Origin of the sequence: Pleionea litopenaei (assembly GCF_031198435.1) — a bacterium.
Classification (GTDB): domain Bacteria; phylum Pseudomonadota; class Gammaproteobacteria; order Enterobacterales; family Kangiellaceae; genus Pleionea; species Pleionea litopenaei.
Genome location: NZ_CP133548.1, coordinates 3,334,762 through 3,360,551 on the forward strand (window position 1 = coordinate 3,334,762; position 25,790 = coordinate 3,360,551).

General features: G+C 43.3%; 21 protein-coding genes. 17 read left to right on the top strand and 4 right to left on the bottom strand.

Annotated elements, in window-relative coordinates; genetic code table 11:
• The first annotated feature begins 8 nt into the window (after positions 1–8).
• Both rbfA and truB read left to right on the top strand, forming a co-directional pair.
• On the top strand, positions 9–377 hold the full coding sequence (gene rbfA, locus Q9312_RS15025) for a 30S ribosome-binding factor RbfA (RefSeq protein ID WP_309201676.1): 369 nt from the start codon (positions 9–11) through the stop codon (positions 375–377).
• A 19-nt stretch (positions 378–396) separates the two neighbouring features.
• Entirely contained in the window at positions 397–1,329 is a 933-nt protein-coding gene (truB, locus tag Q9312_RS15030; RefSeq protein WP_309201677.1) for a tRNA pseudouridine(55) synthase TruB, read from the top strand.
• On the opposite strand, the gene Q9312_RS15035 is transcribed toward truB, so the two are convergent.
• On the bottom strand, positions 1,301–1,756 hold the full coding sequence (locus tag Q9312_RS15035) for a winged helix-turn-helix domain-containing protein (RefSeq protein ID WP_309201678.1): 456 nt from the start codon (positions 1,754–1,756) through the stop codon (positions 1,301–1,303). The genes truB and Q9312_RS15035 overlap by 29 nt on opposite strands.
• 251 nt (positions 1,757–2,007) lie before the next feature.
• Positions 2,008–3,120, bottom strand: coding sequence for a helix-turn-helix domain-containing protein (locus Q9312_RS15040; RefSeq protein WP_309201679.1), 1,113 nt, complete (start codon positions 3,118–3,120; stop codon positions 2,008–2,010).
• A 335-nt stretch (positions 3,121–3,455) separates the two neighbouring features.
• Here Q9312_RS15040 and Q9312_RS15045 point away from each other — a divergent pair, with 335 nt between their 5' ends.
• The 6 genes from Q9312_RS15045 (at position 3,456) to Q9312_RS15070 (ending at position 13,621) form a co-directional block, all read left to right on the top strand.
• Complete coding sequence (locus Q9312_RS15045) at positions 3,456–6,110, top strand: TonB-dependent receptor (RefSeq protein ID WP_309201680.1); 2,655 nt, start codon at positions 3,456–3,458, stop codon at positions 6,108–6,110.
• Positions 6,111–6,291: 181 nt separating this feature from the next.
• Positions 6,292–7,230 carry a class I SAM-dependent methyltransferase gene (locus Q9312_RS15050; protein WP_309201681.1) on the top strand — a complete coding sequence of 313 codons (939 nt, stop codon included), beginning with the start codon at positions 6,292–6,294 and terminating at the stop codon, positions 7,228–7,230.
• Positions 7,231–7,346: 116 nt separating this feature from the next.
• Positions 7,347–7,616 (top strand): 30S ribosomal protein S15, encoded by a 270-nt coding sequence (rpsO, locus tag Q9312_RS15055; protein WP_309201682.1) that lies wholly within the window; start codon positions 7,347–7,349, stop codon positions 7,614–7,616.
• Between the two features lie 243 nt (positions 7,617–7,859).
• Positions 7,860–9,983 (top strand): polyribonucleotide nucleotidyltransferase, encoded by a 2,124-nt coding sequence (pnp, locus tag Q9312_RS15060; protein ID WP_309201683.1) that lies wholly within the window; start codon positions 7,860–7,862, stop codon positions 9,981–9,983.
• 137 nt (positions 9,984–10,120) lie between these two features.
• On the top strand, positions 10,121–12,961 hold the full coding sequence (locus Q9312_RS15065) for a hypothetical protein (RefSeq protein WP_309201684.1): 2,841 nt from the start codon (positions 10,121–10,123) through the stop codon (positions 12,959–12,961).
• Between the two features lie 156 nt (positions 12,962–13,117).
• Positions 13,118–13,621 (top strand): hypothetical protein, encoded by a 504-nt coding sequence (locus Q9312_RS15070; protein WP_309201685.1) that lies wholly within the window; start codon positions 13,118–13,120, stop codon positions 13,619–13,621.
• 43 nt (positions 13,622–13,664) lie between these two features.
• Here Q9312_RS15070 and Q9312_RS15075 read toward each other — a convergent pair whose 3' ends face one another.
• Both Q9312_RS15075 and Q9312_RS15080 read right to left on the bottom strand, forming a co-directional pair.
• Positions 13,665–14,075 carry an ACT domain-containing protein gene (locus Q9312_RS15075; protein ID WP_309201686.1) on the bottom strand — a complete coding sequence of 137 codons (411 nt, stop codon included), beginning with the start codon at positions 14,073–14,075 and terminating at the stop codon, positions 13,665–13,667.
• A complete protein-coding gene (locus Q9312_RS15080; RefSeq protein ID WP_309201687.1) occupies positions 14,065–14,655 on the bottom strand; it encodes an acyl carrier protein phosphodiesterase in 591 nt (196 codons plus the stop codon). The genes Q9312_RS15075 and Q9312_RS15080 overlap by 11 nt, the downstream gene beginning before the upstream one ends.
• 117 nt (positions 14,656–14,772) lie before the next feature.
• Between Q9312_RS15080 and Q9312_RS15085 the strand changes: the two genes are divergently transcribed.
• The 9 genes from Q9312_RS15085 to Q9312_RS15125 all read left to right on the top strand — a co-directional run bounded on the left by Q9312_RS15085 (position 14,773) and on the right by Q9312_RS15125 (position 25,770).
• On the top strand, positions 14,773–15,111 hold the full coding sequence (locus Q9312_RS15085; protein ID WP_309201688.1) for a hypothetical protein: 339 nt from the start codon (positions 14,773–14,775) through the stop codon (positions 15,109–15,111).
• 163 nt (positions 15,112–15,274) lie between these two features.
• Positions 15,275–16,600, top strand: a complete 1,326-nt coding sequence (gene miaB / locus Q9312_RS15090; protein ID WP_309201689.1) for a tRNA (N6-isopentenyl adenosine(37)-C2)-methylthiotransferase MiaB — start codon at positions 15,275–15,277, stop codon at positions 16,598–16,600.
• A 34-nt stretch (positions 16,601–16,634) separates the two neighbouring features.
• Positions 16,635–17,618: a PhoH family protein gene (locus Q9312_RS15095; protein WP_309201690.1), complete on the top strand. Its 984-nt coding sequence runs from the start codon at positions 16,635–16,637 to the stop codon at positions 17,616–17,618.
• Entirely contained in the window at positions 17,615–18,082 is a 468-nt protein-coding gene (gene ybeY / locus Q9312_RS15100) for an rRNA maturation RNase YbeY (protein ID WP_309201691.1), read from the top strand. Before Q9312_RS15095 ends, ybeY begins: the two co-directional genes overlap by 4 nt.
• Positions 18,083–18,160: 78 nt before the next feature.
• A complete protein-coding gene (locus tag Q9312_RS15105; RefSeq protein ID WP_309201692.1) occupies positions 18,161–19,033 on the top strand; it encodes a CorC family transporter in 873 nt (290 codons plus the stop codon).
• 9 nt (positions 19,034–19,042) lie between these two features.
• Complete coding sequence (lnt, locus tag Q9312_RS15110; RefSeq protein WP_309201693.1) at positions 19,043–20,605, top strand: apolipoprotein N-acyltransferase; 1,563 nt, start codon at positions 19,043–19,045, stop codon at positions 20,603–20,605.
• A gap of 200 nt (positions 20,606–20,805) precedes the next feature.
• Complete coding sequence (locus Q9312_RS15115) at positions 20,806–23,490, top strand: TonB-dependent receptor plug domain-containing protein (RefSeq protein WP_309201694.1); 2,685 nt, start codon at positions 20,806–20,808, stop codon at positions 23,488–23,490.
• Between the two features lie 82 nt (positions 23,491–23,572).
• Complete coding sequence (locus tag Q9312_RS15120; RefSeq protein WP_309201695.1) at positions 23,573–25,072, top strand: tetratricopeptide repeat-containing sulfotransferase family protein; 1,500 nt, start codon at positions 23,573–23,575, stop codon at positions 25,070–25,072.
• A gap of 20 nt (positions 25,073–25,092) precedes the next feature.
• Positions 25,093–25,770 carry a TIGR02466 family protein gene (locus Q9312_RS15125; RefSeq protein ID WP_309201696.1) on the top strand — a complete coding sequence of 226 codons (678 nt, stop codon included), beginning with the start codon at positions 25,093–25,095 and terminating at the stop codon, positions 25,768–25,770.
• The last annotated feature ends 20 nt before the right edge of the window (positions 25,771–25,790 follow it).

The window sequence follows — 25,790 nt, forward strand, 5'->3', positions numbered from 1 at the left end:
TGAGGTGAATGGTGAGCCGAGAATTTAGTCGTACTGATCGCGTTGCAGAACAACTGCAACGCGAATTGGCTTTAATTTTACAACGTGAAATTAAGGATCCTCGTGTTGGTATGCCTACCGTGCTTGCCGTTGAAATTACTCGAGACTTACAGCATGCCAAAGTGTTTGTGTCATTCTTAGGCAAAGACTCCGAGCAAGAAATAACCGAAGCATTGTCCGTTTTAGCGAAAGCTGAGGGCTTTATACGCTCTACTTTGGCGACCAAGATCAGAATGCGTGTTATGCCACAATTGCATTTCAAGCATGATACTTCGATCAAGCGCGGACAAGTCATGTCATCATTGATCGATCAAGCTCGCTCAAAAGACAGCGAATAGTTTCCAGTAGGTAGATGTAATGGCGCGCAAACGTAAAGGGCGTCCGGTTAATGGTATCTTATTGTTAGATAAGCCAACTGGTCACTCATCTAACCACGTGCTACAAAAAGTACGCCGCATGTTCAATGCCCAAAAAGCAGGACACACCGGAAGTCTCGATCCATTAGCGAGCGGTATGCTTCCGATATGTTTTGGCGAAGCCACGAAGTTTTCGCAGTATTTGCTCGATGCTCATAAAGCTTATCGTGTTACCGCGCGTTTGGGAGAAAAAACCTCAACGGCAGATGCTGAAGGTGAAGTAATAGAAACTCGACCGGTTAATGTTACTTTATCGCAACTTGAAGAGGTCATCGGTTCCTTTCTTGGCCATTCCATGCAAGTCCCCTCAATGTACTCTGCGCTCAAGCATCAAGGCCAGCCTTTATACAAGCTTGCCCGCCAAGGCATTGAAGTTGAGCGCAAAGCGCGGCCAATAGAAATTATGGCATTGCAGCTCGAGTCTTTCACAGAGCAAGATTTTTCTATGTACGTCGAGTGCAGTAAAGGGACTTATATTCGCAATCTTGTCGAAGATATTGGGGAGCAGCTAGGGTGCGGTGCTCATGTAACCGTATTACGAAGAGAATGGGTTGCGCATTTTGAGAGCGATGAAATGCAATCGCTGGATGAACTTCAACAACTTCGAGATGAGGAAGCCTTTACCGATATGGATGCGCTTTTGCTGCCAGTTGATGCCGCATTGCATGGTTATCCAAGTGTCGAATTAGATGCCGATTCGGCCTTCTATTTTAAACAAGGACAGTGCGTCCAAGCTGCACTGCCGAAAGAGTCTGAAGTTGGTCAAGATGGATTGATCAAAATATACGATCACCAAGCGTCCTTTATTGGGTTAGCGACCATCAATGATGACCTATTGCTTCAACCTAAGCGAGTGATTTCCAGTCTCGATTAAATTTCTCGTCTTGCTCACTATTGGTTGGCGGCCACCACGCCGGTATTGATGTATCGATAGTTAGATGACTCTCCTTAGACGCACCGCTGGTTGACTTGTGATCTTCGAACACTCTTAATTGATACCCGGTTTTAGGGATTGTCTCGATGCGCAAAGAATAATGTGGATCTTTTTTAATTAGGGTTCTGAGCATACAGATTGCGTGGGTTAGTCCTTTTTCTCCAATGTAATAATTACCTTTCCAAACTTCTTCAATAAGCTCTTGTCGTGTGATCAATTGATTGGGCTTGTTGATCATATAGGTGATTAAATGAAAAAGTTTAAAGCGCAAATGATAGCTTTTTTCATTGATGGTTAATTCATGTGTCTGAAGGTTTAGGTTGAGTTTTCCAACAGCAATCATTGCGTCATGGTTTGGCATTGACATGGTATTTTCCTTTTCCCGTTTTGGTTTCTTCAAAAGGTAATGAAATAGACGCAATTGGTAGACAATTTAGATAATTGTTTACGTTAACATTCGTCGGGAAACCACCTTTACCATAGTTAACTAATTGTTTTATTTGCTAAAATAAAATAATAACTAAAATGTTTCAAAGTTTAAATGACAAGAAAAAATGACGTCTTTCATCTCAATGATTGTTCAAACTTACTGCTTTTCGATTCAAAACGGCTTACATCCTAAGCCGCAAACTGCTTTCGAAATTCACTCGGAGTCATACCGGTAAACTTTTTAAAAGCATTGTTGAAAGATGTTTTATTATTGAAACCCACTTCATAGCCGATATCTAGAATTGTCTTAGAGGCCGTATTGTTAGCAAGTAAATGCTTCGCGTAATCAATGCGCTTTTGATTGACTAACTCATAAAACGACATTTTTAACTGGTCATTTATAACCTGAGATACATGGTGAGAACTGACATTAAGTCTTTCTGCTAAGTTTTGCAGCGTTAAGTCATTCAGCAAATATAACGAATCACTGTCCATTAAATTAACGATACGTTCTGCCAGTCTGGCCGCTACGTGTGGATCGAGAGAAGACTTCTCATACTTACCATTGGGTTCAATGAGTGTATTTGGGTCTACGGTAGGATGACGCATCGAGAAAAAGCCAATCAACACCACGTACAAACTCTCGACAATAACGAATGCATGAAAATACCAAACCGCTTTAAAGTTCAGCAATGCTTGGACGTAGTAGAAGCCCATGTCTAACAAAAAGATAACCACGAAGCCAACAAGCAATCTTTTTAACCAAATAATATTCAGCTTCTCTAAGAACGAATAGTTGTTAGCGAGTAATTTTTGATAGCGCTTAATTTCTGCAAAACAAAAACCAATGTAGGTAAACATTTGGGCAAAGACTAATGCCCAGCACAATCTTTGGATAATAATCATAGGTATCGACAGTTTGAGTGTTTCTAAATTACTCAGTACTAATATTGGAAACAGTAGAATGCTAAAATGACCAAGACTACGAAAAGAAAGCTTAAACTCTTTGCGGCACTTTGCCCTGACATACAAATAAAGTAAGGGGCCGTATAACCATGGTAATATCCAGAAAAGGTAAGGAATCGAAAGGGGTTTCATAACTTCTGGCGCGATGCTGATAAATCCTTCCCATAAAGGAAGCAACATGGTAAGGATATAAAAAAATAAAATTTTATTGTCGGTTCCATGACTAATAGTCATCGATCGTGAGCGTAAAGAGGGGGAAAAAAACAATACGGATGCGACCAAGATACCTTGCCCTATCGCAACTAAATATATAATTTTCAGTATCTCTTCTAACATTCGAAAACTCACCTAACGCCATGTAAAATGTATTAAACCAAATAAACTCTACACTTCGTTAATATACCTGTAAAAAAATGTGTCAAATGCTTCAATTTTGAAACAGTTGACGTTTCTTTTCGTTGAAGTTCCATCATTAAATTTTAATTCAATTTATTCAATATATTTAAATAAAAATTCAATCTTAGAGCGATTGTTATTTCGTGCCTAATTGGTTGTTATGAACACGTCTTTGAAAAGTAAAGACATCCCTGGTTGTTACGGCTCAATTTGCGAAAGCAGTGAGCCGCTTTTTCTCACAAGGGTATTAATAGTTTTGTCAAAGAGGATTAGGCATGAAGAAAAAATCTTATAATAAAGTAGGTGTTGCCGTTAAAAATGCGCTGATGTTAGGAGCCGGATTATCTCTGATTTCTGCACCAACTTTTGCTGCTGAAGAAGACGATTCAGCGAACGACCAACGAGTGGTTATTACTGGGAGTCGGATCAAGCGAGTCGATACAGAAGGTGTTTCGCCTGTTGTATCGATTACTCGCGAAGATATGGACCGTCAGGGATTAGCAACGGTACAAGATGTTATTGATGGTTTAACTCAAAATGCTGGTGGAAGTATTGATCAGTCATTTACTTTTGGGTTTACGCCAGCGGCCTCGTCAGTAAATTTGAGAGGATTTGGATTTGGTCGAACATTAACACTTCTTGATGGCCGCAGAATGCCTGTGTATCCAGTTGGCATTGGTGGAACGACTAACTTTGTAGATTTGAGCTCCATTCCCACAGCGATGATTGAGCGAATCGATATACTGACCGATGGCGCATCGGCTATATATGGTTCAGATGCAGTTTCGGGTGTTATCAACATTATTACACGAAAAGACATTAATGGTTCCGACTTGACACTGCGTCGAAGTGTGACGGCCGATGGCGGTGCCGATACTCAAAGAATGCAATTTTTAACCGGTGTGACGAATGATAAAACGGCCGTGGATTTTATTGTCGATTATTGGAAACAGGGAGCACTATACTCACGTGATCGTGATTACGCTGCATCGGATGTTGCTAATCCAAGGGGCGCATACTCGATTGGCGGTTCAAGCTTTTTAGGACTGGATACTGGCACGATTTATCAAGACCCCAATTGCGGTACAGCTAATGATGCATTGGGTGGGCAAGGTCAACCTGACCAGAATATACCTATTTTCTCAGCCAATGATGTTTGGTGTGGATTTGACCGCACGGCGTATCGAATGCTGTTCTCTCCTTCAGAGCAAAAATCAGCGACCGGTCGCGTGAGCTATGAAATTAACCCTGACTTGAGCTTTTTCGGTCGAGTCGGCTTTTCCGATCAAACCAACTATGTTGAATTAGAACCAAACTTCTATGGTGGTGGCTTTTTCACAGGGTTTGGTTCTTTAGTTCCGAACAATGGGGGTATTATTCCGGGGAATGCTACCAATAATCCAACCGCTGGCACTGCGAATGAAGAGCAAGGCGTTTTCGTTCGTCGTTTAGTGGAGTATGGTCCAAGAACCAGTAACTTTAAAACCACAGGGGTGAACTTTTTAACTGGATTAGAGGGCGTTGCATTCGACGGTATGTTTGACTGGGAACTGGGTTGGTCTTACATGCGCTCAGATGTCAGCGTAAGAAGAAATAACATTATTCTCAGTGCCTTAAATGCAGAAGTCGATAATGGACTGGATCTGTTTCAGCCGATTCCTCAGTCGATCGTTGACTCGACCAGTTACTTATCAAGTCGTGAAGCTTATTCTTGGACCAGAGGAATTGACTTCTCGATTAGCGGCGACTTGCCATTTGAATTGGCCGGTGGTCCGGTACAATTTGCCGCAGCCATTGATAAACAGCATCAAGAATACTCGGATGTTTCTGATCCGGTCACAACGGCAGGTGAAGGGTTTGACGGAGCTTCTGCTGGCGGTGGTGATCGTGACTATACTGGCGTAGCGGTCGAGTTTCGTTTGCCTGTTTTAGAGCAATTGGAATTAAACTTAGCCGTTCGTCGAGACAGCTATGATGATCGCTCAGACGTCGGCAGTGCCACGAGCCCTCGGGTAGCCATTATGTATTCTCCTACTGATACATTAAAGTTTCGTGCAACTTGGGGTGAGAGTTTCCGTGCTCCCGATATGCAGCGCTTGTTCGGTTCTCGAACGCGAGGTTTTGTTACCGTGACTGATCCCTTCTTAAATGATGTTACGGTTCAGTCGGTAAACGTGTTCACCGGTTCTAATCTGAACCTAGAAGAAGAGCAGGGCGAAAACTTAAACATTGGTGTGGTTTGGGAAGCGGTAGATAATTTGACCTTAACCATGGACTACTATCAAATTGAGCTCGAAAATATTGTCGCAGCGCCGAGTGCACAGTTTATTTTAAATACGTGTTTCAACAGTGGTAACTTCTGTGACTTAATTACTCGCGATTCTCAAGGAACTTTGCAAGGTAATGACGCTTTTATTGAATCAACGGCGCAAAACTTATCTCTGCAAGAAATCACGGGCGTCGACTTAACCATGAACTACGACTGGGAGACGTCGGCAGGTAACTTTAACACTCGCTTGAGTTGGTCTTGGGTCGATGAGTTTACGACGCAGTTTGATGAGAATTCTGCTCCAGTTGAAAACATCAGTTTAGGTGCATTACCAGAAAATCGGATCAATGCGAACCTTGGTTGGAGTAAAGACGAATACAACGCCAACATTCGAGTGATGTACGTTGATGAGCTCGCGGGAGGTTTCTGTGGCGGTTCTTGTGCAAGCAATCAATTTATCGATGCTTACACAACCGTTAACCTAAGTTTGGGATATGATATGGGAGATTACGGTCGTTTCTTATTAGGTATCAATAATGTGACCAATGAGATCCCACCAGAAGATCCCACCGCAAACAACTGGCCTTGGTATTTAAATGCTGGAGGCTATTACAACGCGAAAGGTCGAGAGTTCTCTTTGCAATATACGCAGAGCTTCTAAACTCTTGTAAAATAAGCAGCGAGCTTTGGCTCGCTGTTTTTGTTTCTGGCTGGTCAAAAACTGGTCAATTGGCAAATGGCGTGAATTGAACCAAGCCGTGGCGAGTGTTGTTTTAAAGTAGTGAGATTTGTTGAAAATACCTTTACAATAGCCGCTGTTTCAGATTTAAGCAGGGTTTATCATGGCTTCAACGCAGTGGACGAATTATTGGTCACAAGGCAACATTACTTCTTTACCGCTCGACTTTAACGGTAATTATGACGCAGAGATTAAAGCGTTCTGGAATGAACAGTTTAAACCTCTTGAGTCGGGCGCCACCGTTCTCGACGTATGTTCTGGTAATGGTGCGATAGCCTTGTTGGCTGCCGAATATGCACTCGAAAACTCGATCGATTTGAAAATTATTGCAACTGACGCGGCAAAAATCGATCGCGAAGCAATCAAAGCTGCAGCGCCGACATTAGAAAAAGCCATCGAACTTATTCAGTTCATCGATGATACCCCGCTAGAGCAATTGCAATTAGATGACGGTTCTGTCGACTTGATTACCAGTCAATATGGGGTTGAGTACACTGATTGGTCTGTTGTCGCTGAGTTGTTTGAGCGCTGGCTAAAACCGGGTGGTCACATTGCGATGATCTCTCACTCGGTCGATTCGGCAATTATCGAGAAGATGAATGCTGAAAAGAAAGAGTACGATATTGTAGAGTCAACTGGCTTTTTTGGTCGAGCTCGACAAGTTTTAAAGCACAACCCAACCCAAAAAGAACTGCAAGGGCTACTTGAGCCGGTTGGGCAAGAACTTTATCGAAGTTTACTGACCCAATTTTCACCGGTATTGAAGCCATTAATGCAAACGGCCCAGTTTGTATTCAAGGCATCACCAGAACAGTTTCGAGACCAGAAGAAGCAAATTATTCACTTCTTGAGCAGTTTAGTTGACGCGAAATTGCGCTTAAATGACCTACTGACCGTACATAAACGCTTCAACGATCACCCAGAGTGGTTCAAGACCTTTGAATTTAATGGTGTTTCATTAGTTTCGGCAGGAAAAGTCGTGTATCAAGGAAAACACCCAGCTGGGGAAACCTACGTACTAGGAAAATCCGCGGGTCAATAGCCACAAACCTTGATATGGAGCGGTCTCTACTGTAGAATCGCGCTGTTTTTGGGTCTTCAAGCTGAATTAGTGATTGGTTTGAAGACTATTTTGAAATGTCACTAACGGAGAATTTTATGTCATTAAGTGCAACGGCGAAAGCCGAAATCGTTGCAGAACACGCTCGTGGTGAAGGCGATACTGGCTCACCAGAAGTACAGGTTGCATTGTTAACAGCCCAAATCAACCACCTGCAAGATCACTTTAAAGCGAATAAACACGACCATCATTCACGTCGCGGTTTATTACGCATGGTAAGCCAACGTCGTAAATTGTTGGATTACTTGAAGAAAAAAGATCAAAACCGCTACGGCGACTTGATCGGCAAACTTGGCTTACGCCGCTAAGAGTTTGAACTAAAAAGGGGCTTTTAAAGCCCCTTTTTGCTATTATCTATAGCGCAAATGAAACTTTAAGAGTTGTCTTGCCACCGGATTTTTAGCCAGAAAGTGATTGCTCTTTGTTCACTCTCCTTCATACGCTGATGAACAGAGATCAAAAGTCAGAGCGCAATCACTTTCTGGTTTGACTAAAAACCTAGCGAGATCACTCAAAGTTAAAGATGTTAAATTTAAAAATAAGGAATAAGAGTGAATCCTATTAAAAGAACTTTTCCATTTGGCGGTCGTACCGTCACCTTAGAAACCGGTGAGATTGCTCGCCAAGCCACCAGTGCGGTTGTCGTTGACGTTGAAGGTACAACGGTTCTAGTCACTGTCGTGGGTAAGAAAGAAGCGAGAGAAGGCCAAGACTTCTTTCCGTTAACCGTTAATTATCAAGAAAAAACTTACGCAGCGGGTAAAATTCCTGGTGGATTTTTTAAACGTGAAGGTCGCCCATCTGAGCGCGAGACATTAATTGCACGATTGATCGATAGACCTATTCGTCCATTATTTGCCGACGGTTTTAAGAATGACGTGCAAGTTATCGCAACCGTGATTTCTATCAACCCTGAAGTCGAGCCTGATATTGTCACTATGCTCGGAACTTCAGCGGCGTTAGCAACCTCAGGGATTCCATTCAATGGCCCTATTGGTGCTGCCCGTGTTGGGTATAAAGATGGTGAGTATTTATTGAATCCAGCCATGAGCGAAGTTGCGACAAGTGATTTAGATTTGGTCGTAGCAGGTACGCAAGACGCGGTCTTAATGGTTGAGTCAGAAGCGAAAGAGCTCTCTGAATCAGTCATGCTAGGTGCCGTCATGTTTGGTCACAGTGAGATGCAAGTTGCCATCAAAGCGATTCAAGAATTTGCCGAAGCCGTTGCGACCCCTGCTTGGGATTGGAAACCAGAAGCTGAGAACACTGAGCTAAAAGCAAAAGTTGCTGCAATTGCCGAAGCGCAAGTCGTCGAGGCTTATCAAATTGCCGATAAGATGGCACGTAAAGATCAGTTGTCTGTTATTGCTGACAAAGTGGTTGCTGAATTAGTCGTTGAAGGTAGTGACTTAGCCGAAGACGAAGTGCGTGATGTATTCCACAGCTTAGAAAAGTCGGTGGTTCGCAGCCGTATCGTGAATGGCTCACCGCGAATTGATGGTCGTGACAATGACATGATTCGTGCCTTGTATGTTAAAACTGGCGTGTTACCTCGAGTACACGGTTCGGCACTTTTCACTCGTGGTGAAACGCAGGCTCTTGTGGCGGCTACTTTAGGCACCGAGCGAGACGCGCAAATCGTCGATAATTTAATGGGTGAGTACAAAGACACCTTTATGTTGCACTATAACTTCCCTCCTTACTGTGTTGGCGAAACCGGTATGGTTGGCAGTCCGAAGCGTCGCGAAATAGGCCACGGTAAGTTGGCAAAGCGAGGCATTCAAGCCGTTATCCCTGCGCAATCAGAGTTTCCCTACACGCTACGAGTCGTGTCTGAGATTACTGAGTCAAACGGTTCATCATCGATGGCGTCAGTTTGTGGTACAAGCTTAGCGTTAATGGATGCTGGCGTACCGTTAAAAGCGCCGGTTGCAGGTATTGCCATGGGATTGGTAAAAGAAGGCGAAAAATACGTCGTGCTTTCTGACATTCTCGGTGATGAAGATCATCTCGGTGATATGGACTTTAAAGTAGCGGGTAGTGACAATGGTATTACTGCGCTTCAAATGGACATTAAAATCGAAGGCATCACGAAAGAAATTATGGAAGTAGCGCTGCATCAAGCGAAAGCGGGTCGTTTACATATATTGAAAACGATGAATGAAGCGATTAATACACATCGAGCAGACATTTCTGCCTACGCTCCACGTATTACGTCGATCAAAATTGACCCAGAAAAAATCTCTGAGGTGATTGGTAAAGGTGGTTCGACGATTCGTTCGATCACTGAAGAAACCGGCGCAACGATTGAAATCGATGATGATGGCACAGTGCGCATTGCTGCTGTCGATAAAACGGCGGGTGATGCGGCTGAACAGCGTATTCGTGATATCGTAGAAGATATTGAGCCAGGCTCTATTTATGAAGGAAAAGTAGCTCGTATTGCTGACTTCGGCGCTTTCGTTAACTTAAAGCCAGGAAAAGACGGTTTAGTTCATATTTCGCAAATTGCTCATGAGCGTGTTAACAAAGTGACTGATTACTTAAATGTTGGTGATGTCGTTAAGGTTAAAGTTTTAGAAATCGATCGACAAGGCCGTGTTCGTTTAAGCATGAAAGAGCTTATTGATCCGCCTGCTAAAGAAGAAGCAGCACCAGAGGCTGACTCAGAGTAGTCGGTTAGGTAACAAGCTTCAGCTTTAACGGCTGGTTATTGTGAAAGGTGGCTTAGGCCACCTTTTTTATTGGCTGATTTTAAGCTTAAGATAATCTGTGATATAAGAACGGAACAATCAACTCTTGGTTTGTGTTAATGAAACGGTATTTGTTGTCTTTTGTTGTGCTTTTTATAAGTTTAACTGACGTATTTGCTTATGATCCTGAGTTAGACTGGAAAACCATTGAGACGCCGCATTTTAAATTACACTTTGAATCAAAGCATCGACAGATAGCCGATGATACCGTTGCTTTAGCAGAGATAATTCATAAAGACTTGGCTAAAAAATTTCAATGGGAGCCAAGACGAAAAACCCACCTAGTGCTAACCGATCATACCGATGTAGCCAATGGTTACGCTTCACCCTTGCCTTTCAATCGCTCAGTATTATTTGTCCATCCTCCTCAAGCAGGAGAAATGGATATGAAAGATTGGTTAACCAGCCTTTTGACTCATGAATATACCCATGTTCTTCACCTCGACAAGGCAGACGGTGTCCCAGATGCCTTTCGAAATATTTTTGGACGTTTTTGGCCTCTTTTTCCTAATATTTTTCAACCCAGTTGGGTGCATGAAGGACTGGCAACTTACCAAGAAACCAGTTATGAAAATAGAATCGGTCGCGGTCAAAGTTCTATTTATGCAATGAAAATAAAGGAAGAACTTCGCTCGGGCTTTAAGTCAATTTCTGAGGTCAATATGGCCAGTAGCAGTTGGCCTCTCGATGCTCGTTATCTATATGGCTATTATTTCTTTCAATTTATTAGTGAAACCTATGGAAAAGAAAAAGTTTTTCATTTGGTCGAAGAATATAGCGACAATTGGTTGCCTTATTTTATCAATCAAAACTCAGAGAAAGTGATTGGAAAACCCCTCGATGTTCTATGGGTTGAATTCGAAGACTACTTAATGGATCGCTACGCGCCAATCAAGAGTGAAAAACTGCAGTCGACACTAACCAATGATGGATTCTTTAAGCAAGGATTGGCTCAAGGTTTAGAGCAAGCGCTATGGTTTACTGGCTATGATGGATATACCCAGTATGGTTTGTATCGTGTCAGAGATAACCAAACAAAGAAAGTCCATGATTTAAATTCTCTTGGCTATCTCGATGTGAATCTGCAAGGTGAGCTTTTGATAAGTCAATTAGAAGTAAGTGATGAATACAATCTTTATTATGATCTTTATATCTACAAACCAAGCCAACAAAAGCTTCAAAGAATTACTTTTTCACAACGTTATGTTGAAGCTGTTTGGGACAATAAAAGCGAAACTATTATTGCATTGAAAGGAGACAGTGGTCGATTTTATTTAGAGCGCTTAACTCGAGAAGGCAAGTTTATTGAGCGGCTTTATATGGGTGGGACAGAAGTCATTTCTTATATGGATATTTCGCCAGACAGTCGGTTCATCGTCGCTTCCGTTCAAAGACCTGACAGTAGTAGAGCCGGTGTCGAGCTATTTGATTTAGAGTCACATGAATGGCAACCACTATTTGATAAGGAATTTCATAGTTGGCACGCAAAGTTTGTTAATGATAAACAAATTGTTTTTAGTAGTGATCGTCAGCAGAATCGATTTGATATTTACCTTGCGGATATTCAAACACGAGAGGTCTCGCGAATTGCGTCAGCTCGCTCCGGTGAGTTTGAGCCTATCATAATTGATAATGAATTATGGACTTTGCAATATTCTTCTCGAGGATTTGATGTTGTTAAGCGTGAGCATTTTAATACTAATGCTCCAGCAGAGATAACAACACTCGATCTTCAATATCCGTTAAATTTAGATGAGGGCCGACAGACGACGAGACTTGAACGTAAAGGTTCGTTATCAGAAGCCGAGGTGATGGACTATTCCAGCCTCGATTCCTTAACACCCTCTTATTGGTTTCCTTTCGCGGTTGGAAATGAGAATACGGTTGAACTTGGATTACAAACGTCGGGAATGGACGCGCTGGAGAACCACAGTTATTTTCTGGCCGGAAGTGTCGCAATCGAACGAAAACTCCCTAATCTTTTTGTTAATTATCAATATGATCGATTTTTTAATTTGAGATTACAACACTCTCATGACATTGATGATGATGATAACCCTCTTACAACAGACTTTATTGAACAATCAACCGAATTGGAACTCAGCTACTATATTGCATTCACTCAACTGCAACGGCAATGGAATATAGAGCTTGCTGCTTCATTCGATACTACTCGACAATACCTTTGGCAAGATGAAAGCTTACGATTTATTCGTGAGTTTAATGACCCGCTAGTAGGCGTCGCGTTTAACTTCAATTCGTCTAAAAATTACTTGCGTTCTATCTCTCCGAGTAATGGTCGGCAGATCAAATTTGCGACTGCTTCAAGTGATGTGATCGAAAGCGATTTTACCGGTAAGCGGGCAGTTATTGATTGGCGAGAATTGATTCAATTATCTGGCGAACATGTGCTGGCGATTCGAGCATTAGCAGCAAGTGCAGAGCAAGGCGGACGCAACTTTCGTATTGGTGGCGATTTTAGTGAGCCGTTCTTTATGCAGGGCAATGCGCTGGTAGAACATCGATACGCATTACGTGGTTATCCAGATTTTGCTGATGTCTTAAGTGGCCGTCATGTACGAATGACCTCTGTAGAGTGGCGTTTTCCTTTGGGGCATTTAGAGCGAACCTTTATGTCTCCCCCAATCGGCATTGATAAAGTCTCTGGTCGACTATTTTTCGATGAAGCGAGAGTTTATGGCCATTCACAATCGGTTATCGATCGTTATCCGTCGCTAGATTTGAGCGAGCAACACTACGCTAGTGTTGGCGCTGAACTATATACCAGAGTAAAGTTGTTTTATTCACTTATTTTGGATGTACGGCTTGGCTATGCGATTGCTAACGATTTGTCAGTTGGCGAAGAGAAAAGTTATTTTAGTATTGGAACATCTTTTTAGAATCGTCGAAGAGTTCACTTTTTTCTTTTTAAAGTTCAATAAAATTAAATTTGCTGGTCGCGCATTGAAGTCGTTAGTATGTTCGTGCCAGTTCCAATGAGATAGTAAACCGACATCTATCTGAAAAAATTGGTCACTAAACGCAGAGAGTTCACAATGAATAGTCACACAGTTAAAATGGTTTTGAGTTTATGCTTTATTTTGATGGCGACCATGGCCAGCGCGACTTGTAACTCAGAGATGTCCAAACAGTTTGACTTTTGGTTGGGCGACTGGAAGGTTTTCGATAAAGACGGTAAGTTGGTGGGCAACAATCTGATTCAAAAAGCACAAAACGGATGTGTTATTACTGAGCTCTATTCAACCGAAAAAGGCTATTCTGGACAAAGCATTAATATATTCGACGCTACCCGAAAAGTATGGCACCAAACTTGGGTCGATAATAAAGGCGGGTTATTAGTGCTTGAAGGAAAATGGAATGGACAAGCCATGCTCTTGACGGGACAAACTCAAGCTCAAGATGGGAATACGCTTTTACAAAAAATTAAGTGGACGCCCAAAAGTGATGGAAGTGTTCATCAGCATTGGCAAGTTTCTAAAGATAAAGGTCAACACTGGGAAGACGCATTTTATGGTGTTTATTTACCTAAGAAAAAGTAAGTCGCCAATGAAGAAGTAAACAAAGAAAAGAAGGATGAATGGGTTATCCCAGTTGATGAACGCTCGTTACTTGATGGCCTGCGGCTCTCATTTGCATTAAAGCTTTGCCTATTTGTGTTTGCTGAATCATTAGGTAGTCGGTATTGAACGTTGATACGGCAAGAATACTAATGTCGTGTTCCGCTAAACGAGCAGCCACCGCCGCAAGCACACCAATTTCTTTAAACTGAAAAACTTGATCGAATTTGATGATATGCCAACCATTTTCTTCTTTAATAATCTGGCTTTTAATTGAGCGTAAAAACTGAGTTGGTGCAATCAGTGATATTTCATCAACCGTCACACTCAAGTTGTAAAGTTGATTGCTCTTAGCGGGCAGAGCGACTGGTTCTTTTAACTTAGCAATCGAGTGTTCGGTTTGTAAATGTAAGATTGGAAATGAGTTATTGGTCATATTGACTTAGAAACTCCTCAGTCGCCGCGATCATATCGCTATAAACGTTTGGCCATTCGGTGACGATGTCGTCAGAATGATCTTTCAACCACTCCAGTGACTCTAAAAGGCCGTTGCTCTTGGTTAACCGTTTCGCTAGAAGCTTAAGGTTTTTAGTGATTTGATTCTCTGAACGGTATCGCAAAAACAATTGCTCACGGCAAAGGTATTCCATAAAGGGCTTTTGAGAGTTGGGAATCCACTCGATGTGCTGCTGAATGGTTTGGCTTGTGGACACTTGAAAGTCGACTAAGGGCTGAGCGTAAAATGCATGCCAGTGATTAGAAAGCCAATTATCGAACCAGAGGTCTAAAGATATTCCGACAAAGCGGCGTAAGCCGTTCGGTAACTGCCGGCGAATAGCAACGATATTGGGGTGGTGGTCAAATTGATGATCAATGTATCGGTGCAGCCGCACACCCTTTTCAATGGCTTTTGGTAGGTGACTCAAATCTGAGCCGCGAATATGGTCGCCAATCAAGTTACCAATCAGCGTTTGCTGACTTGTCGGAGATAAAGCGGCATGAGCGAGGTAGTTCATTGATTATTCTGCCTAATCGGTTGTGCAGAGTAGAATTTTGCGTCATAACTTAATGGAAACTTTAACGCAAAGCCTCTATGCTTTAGTGTACTAAAGAAATCCTTGTTTGAGGGCATTATGGCGAGTTGGATAGAAAAACCCTGCATTGATCTTCTAAAAAAGCTCAATGATATTCCTCTTGACGATAAAAGAGAAAGCCGACAATTAACCATTTTGATGAATGGACTGGCTGAAATTAACAAGGAAATGATGCGTCGTGCAGCGGAGAGTGTGCGTATGCAGATTGGTGGCGAGGCCTCTTCTCCAGAGCCAGTCACTAAACCTAAAGCCACAACTGAGCCTGCCGCTGAAAGTAAGAAAGTGATGAATGATGTGCCTGATCTAGACGATTTCGACTCCTTTGATGAAGAATTAGATATGATCGAGCAAACTCTGATCCGGTCGATCAGTGATTAATTGAACCTGTTGCCGCTAAATTTAGCTGATTTTACCAATAGTCTGGTGTTCGTAATTTAACCTTTGATATAATCCCCGCCCTTAATTTTTAACCCTTTGAGTAACGACAGGCGTTATTTTCCCTCCAATTGGTAGGGTTGTCGAAGCAAGGTAACGGGAATTTATGACCAAAAAGCTGTATATCAAAACTTGGGGCTGCCAGATGAATGAGTATGATTCATCGCGTATGGCGGATCTGCTCAATGATACTCATGAATTAGAGATCACCGATAATCCCGAAGAAGCCGATGTATTGTTATTGAATACCTGCTCGATTCGAGAAAAAGCACAAGAAAAAGTATTTTCTCAGCTGGGTCAATGGAAAAACTACAAAGCAAAGAACCCTGACTTGGTGATTGGTGTCGGTGGCTGTGTTGCTAGCCAAGAAGGTGATGCGATTCGTGCTCGAGCTCCGCACGTTGATATGGTCTTTGGTCCGCAAACGTTACACCGAATTCCTGAAATGATGGAATCGGTTAAGACGAAAAATGCCGCCGTCGTCGATATTTCTTTTCCAGAAATCGAAAAATTCGATCGTCTACCCGAGCCGAAAGCTGAAGGCGTGACCGCTTTTGTTTCGATTATGGAAGGATGCAGCAAGTATTGTACGTTTTGCGTTGTACCCTATACCCGAGGCGAAGAAGTCAGCCGGCCCTTTGATGATGTCATTGCCGAGGTTGTTGAGTTGGCAGACCAAGGGGTTAGAGAAATTAATTTGTTGGGACAAAATGTGAATGCCTATCGTGGTGAAACCCATGATGGTCGCATCGCTGATTTGGCTGAACTGATCACTTACGTTGCTGCCGTAGAAGGCATTGACCGCATTCGCTTTACAACGTCTCATCCGGTCGAGTTTTCTGACCGATTAATTGATGTGTATGGAGAAGTACCAGAGCTGGTCAGTCATTTACATTTACCCGTGCAAAGCGGTGCTGATCCTATTTTAGCGGCGATGAAGCGAGGACACACTCGTGAAGAGTATTTGGCGAAAATTGCGCGATTAAAAGCGATTCGTCCGGGTATCAGCCTGTCGTCGGATTTTATCATCGGTTTTCCCGGTGAAACCGATCAAGACTTTCAAGACACGATGGACCTGATTGCCGAGGTTGGTTTTGATTACAGCTTTAGCTTTATTTACAGTGCCCGACCGGGTACTCCGGCATCGGATTTAGCGGATGACACGGATATGGCGATCAAAAAGCAACGTTTGCAGCTTCTACAGCAAAGAATCAATCAGCAAACCCAAGACATTAGCCGTAAATTAGTGGGGACACAGCGCCGTATATTAGTCGAAGGGCCGAGCAAAAAAGACATTATGCAATTGAGTGGACGCACGGAATGTAATCGAGTGGTTAACTTTTCAGGTTCGCACAAATTAATTGGTCAATTTGCCGATGTAGTGATCACTGAAGCCCTTCCAAATTCACTTCGCGCAGAGTTAGTACAGTAACTACCTCAGCGTACTTATTAGACGAGATTTTAGGTTGTCAGAAACGCACAGTATTCAATTTACATTAGAGCCGGTAGACAATGAACGATTGGCGAATCTATCGGGCCACCTTGATGAAAATTTTCGACTCATAGAGCGTCGCTTGGGTATTGAAGTCACCAATCGTGGTAATCAGTTTCAGTTGATTGGTGAACAGGTCAATGTGGATGCCGGACGAGCGGTCATCGAAGAGTTGTTTGAAGAAACGGCCAATAGCGCCGCTTTAGGTGCAGAAACGGTTCACTTAATCGTTCAATCGATGGCCTGTCGTCTTACGGAAGATAAAGCATCTTCGAAACACTCTGATGTGGTGATTACGACCAAGCGTGGCTTAATTCGGCCGAGAGGGCACAATCAAAAGCGCTACGTAGAGAGAATATTAGCCAACGACATTAGTTTCGGAATTGGTCCCGCAGGAACCGGCAAGACCTACTTGGCGGTGGCTGCAGCCGTCGATGCGCTGGAACGTCAAGAAATTCGCCGCATCATTTTGACCCGACCGGCGGTCGAAGCGGGCGAGCGGTTAGGCTTTCTGCCGGGAGACTTAAATCAAAAGGTTGATCCTTATTTACGTCCATTATATGACGCACTGTATGAAATGCTCGGGTTTGAACGGGTCGGTAAATTAATGGAAAAGAATGTCATTGAAGTGGCTCCACTGGCTTACATGCGTGGTCGTACATTGAATGAAGCCTTTATCATCTTGGACGAAAGTCAAAATACGACGGCGGAACAAATGAAAATGTTGCTCACTCGAATTGGCTTTGGCTCCAAGGCGGTCATTACTGGTGATATAACGCAGGTCGATTTACCTCGCGGGACTCAATCTGGTTTACGCCAAGCCATCGAAATTTTAAAAGGGGTTAAAGACATTAGCTTTACCTTTTTTCAATCCACCGATGTGGTACGTCATCCGGTCGTGCAGCGAGTGGTACAGGCGTATGAAAAATTCGATGATAAGAATAAGGTCAAATCGTGACTCAGGTTGACCTAGCGCTTGAAGTGAACTGTGATGACCATTCTAAAGTTCCCTCATTAGAAGCATTTCAGTCGTGGGTCGAGCAAGCCTTGATGACCGCCGGCGACGCACGAGAAGAAGTGGAGCTGAGTATTCGAGTGGTCGATAGCGATGAGAGTCAGGCATTTAACGCGCAATATCGAAACAAAGATAAGCCGACCAATGTTTTGTCGTTTCCCGCTGACGTTCCTGAGTTTATTGAGCTACCACTCCTAGGTGACTTAATCATATGTGCGCCCGTTGTTGCGAAAGAAGCCGCTGAACAAGGTAAGCCCGAGTTAAATCACTGGGCCCATATGACGGTTCATGGGTGCCTTCACCTATTGGGCTATGATCATCAAAATGACCAAGAAGCCGAAGAAATGGAGGCACTTGAGACCCAAGCTTTAGCACACCTAGATATTCCCAATCCCTATCTCATTTAAGCCGGGCAAGAGCGTAGTCTTTTCGCGAAACCTTTGCTAAACTGCCCGAGTATTAACGACAAGAGATTTTCACCGACAATGGACGAGCACCCGCCCTCGCGGTCATGGTTAGAGCGCATTGCGCAAATTTTACAATCTGAACCCAAAGACCGATCTGATATCGTCGATATCTTAAAGACTGCACAGCAAAACTCTCTCATTAACCACGATGTTCTAGCGATGCTCGAAGGCGTTCTCCAGGTCTCCGAAATGCAAGTTCGTGACATTATGATACCAAGACCTCAAATGGTCGTGGTTGAACAAGATATGGATCTCGAGCAAATTTTATCCATAGTGATAGATTCAGCGCATTCTCGTTTTCCTGTGATCGGAGACGATCGCGATGATCTAGAAGGCATATTGCTCGCGAAAGATTTACTTCCTGCGTTACTTGAGCAAACCAAAGGAGAGCAAAGCGGTCGCTTTAATTTAAAAGAAGTGTTGCGTCCCGCCGTCATCGTTCCAGAAAGCAAACGTCTTGATGTTTTGTTGAAAGACTTTCGAGTAAATCGTAATCATATGGCCATCGTGGTAGATGAGTATGGTGGCGTTGCTGGCTTAGTAACCATTGAAGATGTACTAGAGCAAATTGTGGGCGAAATCGAAGATGAGCACGATTTCGACGACGAAGAAGATGCTATTAAAGCGCACGATGATGGCGCTTATGTGATCAAAGCGCGCACGCCGATTGATGAATTTAACGAATACTTCAAAGCCGACTTGAGCGATGAAGAGTTTGATACCATCGGTGGACTGATTATCCAGGCGTTCGGCCACTTACCGGTCAAAGATGAAGTGGTGCAACTAGGCCAATACAAGTTTACTGTATTGTCTGCCGATACGCGCCGCATTCGTCTCGTTAGAATGACCATTGAACCAGTCGAAGAGCTGGATGAAACCGCTGTGAATTAGAAGGCGCATATGTTGCAACGTCTTGCTTGGTTATCTTATAAACGCCCATATTTATGGGCGTTTGTTTTAGGGGCTATCTATCCGCTTGGGTTAGCGCCGCTGGCTTGGTGGCCGCTATTGTTTGTTTCTATTGCGGGGCTAAATTTTCTATTTTTACGTTACCAGTCTGAACGGCTTGCCACAATCGCCTACTGTTACGGTCTCGGCTTTTTCGCCGTCGGCGCAAGCTGGGTGCATGTCAGCATCCATCAGTTCGGTAACGCGCCCTTACTGATGAGCGTATTCTTGACCGCATTATTTGTCGCGTTTTTGGCGGTTTTTAAGCTTTTTATTGGCCTTGGTTTGCGCTGGCTATTTCAACGCTACGGTGTTGTTGCTATTCAATACGGATTTCCTCTTCTCTGGTTAGCAATGGACGGGGCGCTGGCCAATTTCTTTACCGGATTTCCTTGGCTTTTTGCCGGTTATGGATTGGTTGACAGTCCATTCGCCGAGGTCATTGCCTGGGTTGGCGTTTATGGAGCATCGTTTTGGGTTGCCTTAGTTGCCAGTCAAATGGCTTGGATTGTCTATGTACTGGCGAAGAATAGGCCGTCGTTTCAATATTTAACCCTACCGTTGGTCGGGTTGATTCTTCCTATCGTCGCGATCTTAATTTTGGTTAATACTTTCCGTCCTTCCGAAACACCCGGCCAATTGAAGTCTTTTGTTTTAGTTCAGCCAAATATTCCGCAACAAGACAAGTGGAAGAGAGAACTGTTGGGACAACACTTGCAACTGTATCAAGATCTGACCTTAGAGCATCTCGGTAGTGACTTCGTTATTTGGCCAGAAGCGGCGGTTCCTGAGTTAAAACATCGGGTTAGCAACTGGTTGGATCAGTGGGATCGGCTGGCCCGAGAACGTGGTAGCCAGATGATTCTGGGTATTCCTATTTATCAGCCTGAAACGCGTAAAATTTATGCATCTTTGATTACATTAGGGAATACCCAACAGCGTTACGATAAGCAACATTTGGTACCGTTTGGAGAGTTTGTACCTTTTGAAAGCTGGCTGCGCGGGTTGATAGAGTTTTTTAATTTACCGATGTCCGCGATGGCTCCAGGCGCCAAGAACCAAGTGGCCTTTGAGTTTGATGATACCCGAGTTTTGCCGGCAATTTGTTATGAAATTGCCTATTCAGAAGTTTTTTTTGAATTTCTAAAAAACTATGAAAATCAAAAGGATAGCTTTATATTGACGGTCAGTAATGACGCTTGGTTTGGACGTTCTTGGGGGCCTCATCAACACCTACAGATTGCGCAATCGAGGGCGTTAGAGTTCGGAATGCCAGTCATTCGAGCGACCAACAATGGCATTACTGCAATCATCAATTTACATGGACAACGCGTTGCACAGATAAAGCAGTTCCAACGCGGTGTTTTAAACGATCAAATTGAATTGACCAATCGACTCACTTTTTATTTAAAAATGCCGCTGATCATGGTGTCAGTTTTCGTCATTTTTGGCATGTTGTGTTATGTCGTTTTTTTTCAAAATTCCCTTAAAAATAAGGCCTTAAATGAGGTTTGAGTGAATTTTATTCAGATTAAGCAAATTGTTACCTTTTGTAAAAAAAAGCATTGACCTTTGAAACTGAAAATGGTTAGTATCGATGCTGATTAAATAAGGCTTGGGCCAATAAATGGGTTTTCTTTATCATCGAGCATAACGATGAAAGGTAATTCCCTAACAATCTAAATCAAACAATGTAACAACCAGGGAGAAATAAATTGAGTACTCTAAATAGTAATCCCATTGCTAAAGCAGTACGTACCGCGTTAATCGCAGGTACCGCAGCTGCCATGGCAATCCCGTCGGTATACGCGGCGGAAGATGGTGCGAAAGACGAAAAAATCACCATCACTGGTTCTCGTATCAAGCGTTCTGACGTTGAAGGTGCATTGCCGGTTACCGTTATCGATCGTGAAACGATTGAAATGTCAGGTGAAGTATCTGTTTCTGACTTAGTTCGTAACACTACTTTCAACTCATTCGGTTCTTTCCGTCCTCAATCAGGTAGCTCTGCGCAAAGTTTTGCGGGTTTGAGTCTTCGTGGTTTAGGTGAAAGCCGTACTCTTATCTTGATCGACGGTCGTCGTGCTCCGTCTTCTCCAGACACTGGACAAGGCCAAGATTTGAACTCAATCCCTCTAGCGGCGGTTGAGCGTATCGAAATTCTTACCGATGGCGCATCAGCGGTATACGGTTCTGACGCGATTGGTGGTGTTGTAAACATCGTTACTCGTAAAGATTTCGAAGGCGTACAATTAAGCATTGAAGAAAGTAAAACCAAGCAAGAAGGTGGTGACACCTCGACTGGTTCTGCAATCTTCGGCGCGTCGTCTGGTAAAGCTCGCATGACTGGTGGTATCTCGTTCAACAAACGTGACATCATCTTTGCTCGTGATCGTGAGTGGTCTTCAGGCGGTTACTCAACTTTCTCTAACAACTTCCGTTCTGCGACCCCAGCTCCAGGTACCGTTTACGGTTACACTGATGGTGGTTTCTTAGCAAACCCAGACCGTGGTTCACAAGTTCCTGGCGCGTGTGACGAGTTAGGTAACGGTTTCACGACTTTAGGTTCTTCTACTCGTTGTTACTATGAGTACTCTCTAGTATCTGCAGATGAAGCAGCGAGCAACAACCAAGCGTTGTTCTTACGTGGTGACTATGAAGTAAATGCTGATTGGACGATTTACATGAACTCAAGCGTTTCTCGCTCGACTTCATTCGGTCGTTACGCTCCAGTTCCTTCATCTCCATGGCCAGGTGGCGCGATCTTCATCTCTACGACTTCACCTAACCATCCTGCAAACCGTGGTATCGCGGGTTATGACCCAGCAGAGCCATTGTTCTTACGTCACCGTTTTGCAGCACTTGGTACTCGTGATGCGAACACTGAGAAGAACACTTATGACTTAAACATCGGTGCAGAAGCGACTATTGGTAACTTCGACATCGATTTCGGTGCGCGTTCTACTGAGAGCAAGTTCATCGAATTAGGTAAAAACTACGTTGTTGGTGGTTTAGCGCAAGCAGCTATCGAATCTGGTGCTTACGACATCTATGACCCGTTCAACGTTGACCGTGCAGTTCTTGATTCATTGATTGCTACTATCAGCCGTGATTCAGGTACTCGTATCACTGAGTGGTATGCAAACGCTAGCACTGAGTTGTTCGAAATGGACGGCGGAATGGCAAGCATCGCGTTTGGTTTCGAGACTCGTAAAGAAGAATACTACGACATCTACGACACCTTAAGTTCTTCAGGCCAAATCGTTGGTTCTGCAGGTAACTCTGCTGGTGGTGACCGTGATGTTGACGCTTTCTTCATCGAAGCAAACTTCCCAGTTCTTGACAACTTAGAAATCGGTTTCGCAGCGCGTAACGATAGCTACAGTGATTATGGTAGTGATACCTCTCCTAAGCTTTCTGTACGTTACCAACCATTGGACGAGCTAACTGTTCGTGCATCTTATGGTCAAGGTTTCCGTGCTCCTACGCTTGATATCGTAACCGCTCAACCACAGTTCTCTGCGGAAGGTGCTAACGATCCTCAAACGTGTATCGCTAACGGCCTAGCAGCTTCATGTCAGCTTCAGTTGACTACTTGGCAGATCGCTAACCCGAACATTGAGTCTGAGCAATCAGATCAATACAGCTTCGGTTTCGCTTATCAGCCAGCTGATTGGTTGAACATGACTCTTGACTACTGGAACATTGAAGTAGACGGTCGTGTTGCTTACATCGGTACTGCACGAATGATCAACTGTTTAGGTGCAAACCCAACTGGTTTGTGTCCTTCAGGTCTTTCAGCGTTACCAACTAACGTTAACCCACCTGTATCTTCAAACGGTCTTGGTCTAGCTCGTGACGCAGTAACTGGCGCAATCATTTACGCTCAGTCTGGTTACACTAACCTTGGTACTATCGAAGGTAACGGTATCGACTTCAACACCCAAGCTGACTTTGACTTCGGCGACATGGGTAGCTTGAAAACTAACTTGCAAGTTTCTTACATGCTAGAGCAGTCTACTGACGGCGGCGAAAGCTATGTACACACTGCAAGTGCTCCTCGCTACCGTGCAATGTTGTCTAACGTTTGGTCTTACGGAGATTTCTCTGTAGTGTTGAACAACAGCTACATTGACGAAACTACTTCTACTTGGCAGGATCAATACGCTCCAGCATACGCCTCTTACGGCTATTCAGCTGCTGTAAACTCATGGTTAACTCATGACTTACAAGTTAACTGGAATACTCCTTGGGACGGTAAAGTGACTGTTGGTGTTGATAACTTAGCTGATGAGCGTCCAGCTCTTGATGCGTTACACCCAAGCGGTCGTGGTTACGACATGGGTCTTTACGATGCATACGGTCGTAAAACCTACGTACGTTACACTCAATCTTTCTAAGATTGCCTGAGTGTTAAAACGGAGCCTCCGGGCTCCGTTTTTTTTATCTAAGATAAAAGTTGCCCATTTAAAAGTTGCTCTTATGAATACCGAAGAATTAGACATTCAACGACTCAATGCATTGCTCGAAAAAAATCCTACGGACTCTGAATCATTAATTTCGTTAGCTGAAATTTTAATCAAAGGACGAGATTACAATCGAAGTCGCTTTTTGGTACATCGATCACTACGTGGGCAGTTTTCGACGCCAAAGTTAATGCTTAGAGCCTTGAAACTTCTTTCCTATTTTGGTGACGCTGCAATTATTAAATCCATTGTTGCTCAAGTTAGGCCAGCAATGTGGGACAGTGCCAAATCGTTATCCGAAGTCTCGCATATTCTTAGTATCATCAATGCGAATGAAGATTCCAAAGAGTTTGCACTCGAGGCAGTGAAACGCGATGCAGGACATCCTCCTTCGTTGCATATGTTAGCGACTACGGAGTTGTTTTTCGGAAATATGGAGCGAGTTAATGAACTGGCCGAAAAATGTTTAACCTTTATCCCCGATGACCCAGGCGCACACTGGCTTTTAGCAAGGGTTAATAAAGGTGACGGTGATGCGAGAATAGAACGAATTAATAAGAGTCTAGAAACCACTGACAATCCAGAATACCGTTCTCGAATGTTTTACGCACTTCATTACGAGCATCATAATTTAAAACAGTACGACAAAGCATGGAAAGCCTTAGAACAAGGGCACAAAGAACGGAGTAAGGTGTTTCCTTACGATCCTTCATTTTATGAAGCGCTCTTCTCAAAGTTAAAAAATATCTCGGCCGATGCGCATCGACCAGGTCTTGATTTGTCGGCCGCACCATTTAAGTCTATTTTTATTTTGGGGTTACATCGCTCTGGCACGACGCTGACAGAACGTATAATTAGTGGGCACTCGAAAGTTAGCGCCGGTGAAGAAAGCTATGACTTTACCATTCAGCTTCGACGTCAAATGAATAATCCGTTTAAAGCGGAAAACGACCCAAGCGTCATCGATGCAATTGATAAACTAGATTTTGCAGAGATAGCTCAAGGCTATATCGAAGCCATGTTGTGGCGTGCAAAAGATAAGCCCTTATTAACGGATAAACTACCGAGTAACTACTTAAATATTCCATTGATAATTCGAGCATTGCCCAACGCAAAGTTTATTATGCTTTTCCGCGACCCTATCGATGTTGCCTTTTCGAATATGAGAACATTATTTAGTACCGCAGCGACTTATTCTTATTCTTTAGAAACGACCGCTCATTTCTTTAAATTGTTTGAAGATTATAGAAAAGACCTATTAGAAAAATACCCTGATAGAATTTATCCACTCCACTATGAAAACCTAGTGGCCAATCCGCAACTAGAAACAGAAAAAATGTGTGAATTTTTAGGCCTGGATTTTGAACCTGATATGGTGGATATTAAATCACGAAAAGAGTCGGTCGCAACCGCTAGTAGTATTATGATGAGAGACGGTATTCGAAAAGACCGCTCAAAAGTCTGGACGACTTATGGTGAGTATTTGTCGCCGCTCATTGATATGTTAGAAAGATAAGCTGTTACTGGAGTTTTTACATGAGTACGCAATTAAACCCCATTTTTTCAGTGCCTTTTTATCAAACAAAGTTTGACGATGTTGATGCGCTCAATGCTAAGTTAAAACAACGCTTTATTGAAAAAGAACGAGAGGGTGATGCCAATCGCAATGTTGGGGCCTTAGTCAATCAGCCTGATGGCTTGTACGAAAGTAAGTTTAATCTGTTTGATTGGCAATATACGGAAATTAAAGAACTCGAGAAGAAATGCTGGACCGCCTTATACGGCTTAATCGGCGAAATCAATGGCTATGATCGAGACACATTATTGAGACTGCATATAAAAGCGGAAAGCTGGTTTCATATCATGCGTAAGCATTCATACTTCTCCACTCATTGTCATCCCATGGCCTCTTGGTCTGGCGTTTACTGTGTTGATCCAGGAGACCAAGTCTCTCCAGACAGTCGCTCGGGTCGACTAGAATTTATTAATCCATTTCCCGCCGCGAGTACCTATATCGATATGGCTAATGCAAGGCTGACGGGAATTTACGAAACGAATCATGTGGGCATCCAGTTGCAAGCTGGCCAACTGGTAATTTTTCCATCATGGTTGCAGCATCAGGTTCTACCTTATCTGGGTGAGAAAGAACGAATTACGGTAGCCTTCAATGCACGCTTTATGCTGCAAGGTCCTTTACCTACAATAAATCGATAACGTTAATAAGGAATTTTGTC

What these genes read in the sequence shown, in the direction of transcription:
- Q9312_RS15125 (WP_309201696.1), top strand. Translation starts at nt 25,093, where the DNA reads ATGAGTACGCAATTAAACCCCATTTTTTCAGTGCCTTTTTATCAAACA.
- Q9312_RS15080 (WP_309201687.1), bottom strand. Translation starts at nt 14,655, where the DNA reads ATGAACTACCTCGCTCATGCCGCTTTATCTCCGACAAGTCAGCAAACG.
- truB (WP_309201677.1), top strand. Translation starts at nt 397, where the DNA reads ATGGCGCGCAAACGTAAAGGGCGTCCGGTTAATGGTATCTTATTGTTA.
- rpsO (WP_309201682.1), top strand. Translation starts at nt 7,347, where the DNA reads ATGTCATTAAGTGCAACGGCGAAAGCCGAAATCGTTGCAGAACACGCT.
- Q9312_RS15050 (WP_309201681.1), top strand. Translation starts at nt 6,292, where the DNA reads ATGGCTTCAACGCAGTGGACGAATTATTGGTCACAAGGCAACATTACT.
- Q9312_RS15075 (WP_309201686.1), bottom strand. Translation starts at nt 14,075, where the DNA reads ATGACCAATAACTCATTTCCAATCTTACATTTACAAACCGAACACTCG.
- Q9312_RS15040 (WP_309201679.1), bottom strand. Translation starts at nt 3,120, where the DNA reads ATGTTAGAAGAGATACTGAAAATTATATATTTAGTTGCGATAGGGCAA.
- rbfA (WP_309201676.1), top strand. Translation starts at nt 9, where the DNA reads ATGGTGAGCCGAGAATTTAGTCGTACTGATCGCGTTGCAGAACAACTG.
- Q9312_RS15085 (WP_309201688.1), top strand. Translation starts at nt 14,773, where the DNA reads ATGGCGAGTTGGATAGAAAAACCCTGCATTGATCTTCTAAAAAAGCTC.
- Q9312_RS15065 (WP_309201684.1), top strand. Translation starts at nt 10,121, where the DNA reads ATGAAACGGTATTTGTTGTCTTTTGTTGTGCTTTTTATAAGTTTAACT.
- Q9312_RS15045 (WP_309201680.1), top strand. Translation starts at nt 3,456, where the DNA reads ATGAAGAAAAAATCTTATAATAAAGTAGGTGTTGCCGTTAAAAATGCG.
- Q9312_RS15035 (WP_309201678.1), bottom strand. Translation starts at nt 1,756, where the DNA reads ATGTCAATGCCAAACCATGACGCAATGATTGCTGTTGGAAAACTCAAC.
- Q9312_RS15070 (WP_309201685.1), top strand. Translation starts at nt 13,118, where the DNA reads ATGAATAGTCACACAGTTAAAATGGTTTTGAGTTTATGCTTTATTTTG.
- miaB (WP_309201689.1), top strand. Translation starts at nt 15,275, where the DNA reads ATGACCAAAAAGCTGTATATCAAAACTTGGGGCTGCCAGATGAATGAG.
- Q9312_RS15120 (WP_309201695.1), top strand. Translation starts at nt 23,573, where the DNA reads ATGAATACCGAAGAATTAGACATTCAACGACTCAATGCATTGCTCGAA.
- Q9312_RS15105 (WP_309201692.1), top strand. Translation starts at nt 18,161, where the DNA reads ATGGACGAGCACCCGCCCTCGCGGTCATGGTTAGAGCGCATTGCGCAA.
- lnt (WP_309201693.1), top strand. Translation starts at nt 19,043, where the DNA reads ATGTTGCAACGTCTTGCTTGGTTATCTTATAAACGCCCATATTTATGG.